Raw genomic sequence first — 4,338 nt, forward strand, 5'->3', positions numbered from 1 at the left:
CATCACCGCTATCGATCCGGTGACGCCCACGATCGCCAGGGGTGCACACCCGACACCCCACATCAGGATCATCACCGTCAGGTACCGCCTCGGCAGGCGCCGGGAAGCCATCGCCAGCGAACCGACCAACGACCTCGACCTCGCCGGCCTCGAACAACTCGAACAGTTCGTCGCCGAAACCCGCACCGCGCTGGTCGTCGTCAGTCACGATCGGGAGTTCCTGGCACGCACGGTCACCGGGATCGTCGAACTGGATCCGGTGCAGCAGCAGATCTCCGTGTACGACGGCGGGTACGACGCGTATCTGGTGGAACGTGAAGTCGCACGCCGGCACGCCCGCGAGCAGTACGACGAGTTCGCGGACACGAAGCAGCAACTCGAAGATCGCGCCCAGATGCAGCGCAATTGGCTCGAGCACGGAACCCGCAATGCGCGCCGCAAGTCGAAGGACAACGACAAGGTCGGCAAGAAATTCCGCGCGGAAGCCACCGAGAAGCAGGCTGCCAAGGCACGTCAGACACAGCGGCGCATCGAGCGCCTCGACGTCGTCGAAGAGCCCCGCAAGGAGTGGGAACTGCGCATGGTCATCGCTGCGGCACCGCGCAGCAGCACGGTGGTCGCGACCCTCGACGACGTGGTCGTTCGGCGCGGCGAGTTCACCTTCGGCCCGGTGACGACACAGGTGGAGTGGGGAGATCGGATCATCCTCACCGGCCCCAACGGGGCCGGCAAGACGACTCTGCTGCGGTTGCTGCTCGGCACGCTCGCCCCGGATACGGGTCGCGCGGCGCTCGGGTCGGGAGTCCAGGTCGGCGAGATCGACCAGGCACGCGGCCTGTTCGAAGGCGACGAGCCACTCGTGGCTGCTTTCGGACGGCAGGTCCCGGACTGGCCCGACGCGGATGTTCGCACGTTGCTCGCGAAGTTCGCGCTCAAGGGACACCATGTGCTGCGATCGGCCGCATCGCTGTCGCCGGGTGAACGAACCCGGGCGGGGCTGGCCCTGCTCCAGGCTCGCGGGGTGAATCTGCTGGTACTCGACGAACCGACGAACCACCTCGATCTGCCGGCGATCGAGCAGCTCGAGCAAGCGATCGACAGTTTCGACGGGACACTGCTGCTGGTGACGCACGATCGCCGGATGCTGGAAACAACCCGCAGCACGCGGCGGTGGCACCTCGAAGACGGACGGCTGAGTGAGGAGTTGCTCTAGATGAGCGGAAGCGTTCGAGTCGACAGCTGGACGTGGTCGGTGCGGTTGTTCAAGACCCGCTCCGCCGCCGCGACGGCGTGCCGGGGCGGGCACGTGAAGGTCGACGGGACGACGGCGAAGCCCTCGACACCGGTGACCATCGGCACCGAGGTTCGCGTGCGGTCACACGGTGTCGAAAAGATCGTCGAAGTAACGCAATTGGTTAACAAGCGGGTGGGTGCGCCGGTAGCGGCCACGGCATACATCGATCACAGCCCGCCTCCCCCGCCGAAGGAGATCCTGGCGTCGCTGCCCCTTCGCGAGCGGGGCGCGGGGCGACCGACGAAGAAGGAACGCCGCGAACTCGATCGCATTCGGGGTTTCAACGAGGACTGAGATGTCCACCGCCGAGTCGACCGGAACCAACTAAAACTCATCCAGGATTGACAAATCGTTGGGTTTTCCCAACACTTTGTCTATGAGTCCGGTACGTCGTGGGGCGGCGCTCCCCATCTACAACCGTATTCGCGTCCTTCGCGCGGAGCGCGGCATGAGTCGCGCCCAGCTTGCCGCGCTCATCGACGTCAACCCGCAAACGGTGGGCGCGCTCGAGCGCGGAGACCACTACCCGAGCCTCGACCTGGCATTTCGCATCTGCGACGTCTTCGGGCTTCCCGTCGAGGCCGTCTTCTCCCGCACCGAGTTCACGCCGCTGTCGACCGAGCTCTACAAGCCTCGGAAGGAGGCCTGACATGAAAGCCGAATCCCTGCTCGACCGCTACGAGGACTACCGCACCCGGCGATTTCTCAAGAACGAGGACATGACCGCCGGCTGGTTGCCCGGATGGCGCACCCGCCGTCGCCGCCGCATCCTCGCCGCGGCCGTGACCGTCCTGATCGGACTGATGTTCGTCACCGCCGTGGCCAGCTATTTCATTCAGTGGGCCGCGCTGGTGTGGCTGCCCGTCACAGTCGCGTTCCTGCCGACATGGACGACGCTGCAGATCCTCTCCGGTCGCCAATCCGATGCTCCCCGGCACGCGCTGGACGAACGCGAAATCGCCGAACGCAACAGCGCCCGCTCGATCGGCCTCTCGGTTGCCCAGGGGCTCCTGCTGTTTCCGATCTTCGCGCTGTTGCTGGGCGCGAGCATCGACACCCTGGACCACCGGGCTCTCGCCTACTCCGCGGGCGGTTTCGCACTCGCGTCGATCCTCTTCAGCGGCTGCCTGCCCGCGATCCTCCTTGCCTGGACCCGCCCCGACGACGACCCGGAGGACCGACCGTGACGCTCACCATCGACAATCTCTCGAAACGCTACGGCGACACCGTCGCTCTGGACGGGGTGAGCTTCGACGTCCGGCCCGGTGAGCTGTTCGGGTTCGTCGGCAGCAACGGTGCCGGAAAGACGACCACCATGCGCATCGCACTGGGAGTGCTGGCCGCCGATGCCGGCGACGTCCGGCTCGACGGCAAACCCGTCGATCTGGAAGTCCGCCGCACGATCGGCTACATGCCGGAGGAACGTGGCCTCTATCCGAAGATGAAAGTGGGCGCTCAGCTTTCGTATCTCGCTCAGCTGCACGGTCTTTCGAAGTCCGAAGCGATCTCGGCAGTCCAGCGCTGGACCGAACGGCTCGGCATCGCCGAGCGTCTGGGCGACACCGTCGACTCGCTGTCCCTCGGTAACCAGCAACGTGTCCAACTCGCCGCGGCGCTCGTTCACGACCCGAACGTGCTCGTGCTCGACGAGCCGTTCTCCGGCCTCGATCCGGTCGCCGTCGACGTCATGAGCGAGGTTCTCGTCGAGAAGGCGCACAGCGGTGTACCCGTGATCTTCTCCAGTCACCAGCTCGACCTGGTGCAACGACTCTGCCGGCGCGTCGGCATCATCGCAGCGGGCCGCATGCGCGCGGTCGGCACCGTCGACGACCTGCGCGCCGGAGGGGACGCCCGACTCGTCGTGCACGCCCCCCAGGCTCCCACCGGGTGGGCGGACGGCCTTCCCGGCGTCACCACGGTCGAACACGACCACGGCCGGACCGTCCTGTCGGTGTCCGCCGGTATCGACGATCAGCAGATCCTGAAGACCGCCCTCGAAACCGGGCCGGTTCACGAATTCTCCCTGCATCAGCCGTCTTTGACCGACCTGTTCCGAGAGGTGGTGGCCGCATGAGCGCCCCGTTGACCACGCCGCGCGCGATCGGCCTCGTCGCACGCCGCGAATTCGTCACCCAGGTCCGGAAGAAGAGCTTTCTGATCAGCAACGCGATCGTGCTGGCCGCCATCGTCGTCGGCATCGTCGCCACATCGATCTTCTCCGGTGGCAACGACGAGCGACCCACCGTCGGCATCGTCGGCGCATCCTCCCTGAGCACCACGCTCGGGTCCCTCGGCGACGCCACGGGCATGCCCCTCGATATCTCCGAGCTGCCCGACGCCGACACCGGACGCGAACAGGTCAAGGCAGGAGATCTCGATGTCGCGCTGATTCCGGGCACCGACGAGAGCATCGTCGCAGTAACCGAATCCGACCTCGATACCGAACTGAAAGCACTGATCGACGCGGCCGCCGTTCAGGAAGCGCAGTCCGCCGCCCTGGTGAGCCGCGGTGTCGACCCCGCCGCGATCGCGGCCGAGACTTCGCGTGCGCGGGTCGTCGTCGAAGCGCTCGACGCACCCGACCCGGAACAGGGTCAACGGGTGATCCTGTCGATCGTCGCGGTGATCCTGCTGTACATGCAGATCCTCCTGTTCGGCACCTACGTGGCCATGGGCGTGGTCGAGGAGAAGTCGTCTCGCGTCGTGGAACTGCTCCTGTCGACATTGCGTCCGCTGCAGTTGCTGTGGGGCAAGATCTTCGGCATCGGCGCAGTCGGCCTTCTGCAACTCACCGCGTACGGGGTGGTGGGCGTGGGCGCGTCTCTCGCCACCGGCACCCTCACCATCACCGGCACCGCGATCGGCGTGCTGGCGGGCACGATCGGCTGGTTCGTCCTCGGCTTCGCATTCTTCGCGGTGCTTTATGCGGCCGCCGGCTCGATGGTGTCGCGACAGGAAGACGTCAACTCCACGTCGGGGCCACTGATGATGATCATCCTCGTGATGTTCTTCGCGGCCTTCTCCTCGGTCGATGATCCCGAGGC

General features: G+C 66.1%; 6 protein-coding genes. All 6 read left to right on the top strand.

The features are described 5' to 3' along the window. A partial coding sequence (locus Q8814_RS24625; RefSeq protein WP_330154588.1) for an ATP-binding cassette domain-containing protein occupies positions 1-1,213 on the top strand: 1,213 nt, incomplete at its 5' end. Further along, a complete protein-coding gene (locus Q8814_RS24630; protein WP_330154589.1) occupies positions 1,214-1,588 on the top strand; it encodes an RNA-binding S4 domain-containing protein in 375 nt (124 codons plus the stop codon). Between the two features lie 82 nt (positions 1,589-1,670). After that, entirely contained in the window at positions 1,671-1,943 is a 273-nt protein-coding gene (locus Q8814_RS24635) for a helix-turn-helix transcriptional regulator (RefSeq protein ID WP_330154590.1), read from the top strand. A 1-nt stretch (position 1,944) separates the two neighbouring features. Next, entirely contained in the window at positions 1,945-2,481 is a 537-nt protein-coding gene (locus Q8814_RS24640; protein ID WP_330154591.1) for a hypothetical protein, read from the top strand. After that, positions 2,478-3,368 carry an ABC transporter ATP-binding protein gene (locus tag Q8814_RS24645; RefSeq protein WP_330154592.1) on the top strand — a complete coding sequence of 297 codons (891 nt, stop codon included), beginning with the start codon at positions 2,478-2,480 and terminating at the stop codon, positions 3,366-3,368. The genes Q8814_RS24640 and Q8814_RS24645 overlap by 4 nt, the downstream gene beginning before the upstream one ends. Next, the coding region (locus Q8814_RS24650; RefSeq protein WP_330154593.1) for an ABC transporter permease at positions 3,365-4,338 on the top strand (974 nt) is incomplete at its 3' end. The genes Q8814_RS24645 and Q8814_RS24650, both read left to right, overlap by 4 nt.

The sequence above is a fragment of the Rhodococcus chondri genome, from assembly GCF_036327435.1.
GTDB lineage: Bacteria > Actinomycetota > Actinomycetes > Mycobacteriales > Mycobacteriaceae > Rhodococcus > Rhodococcus chondri.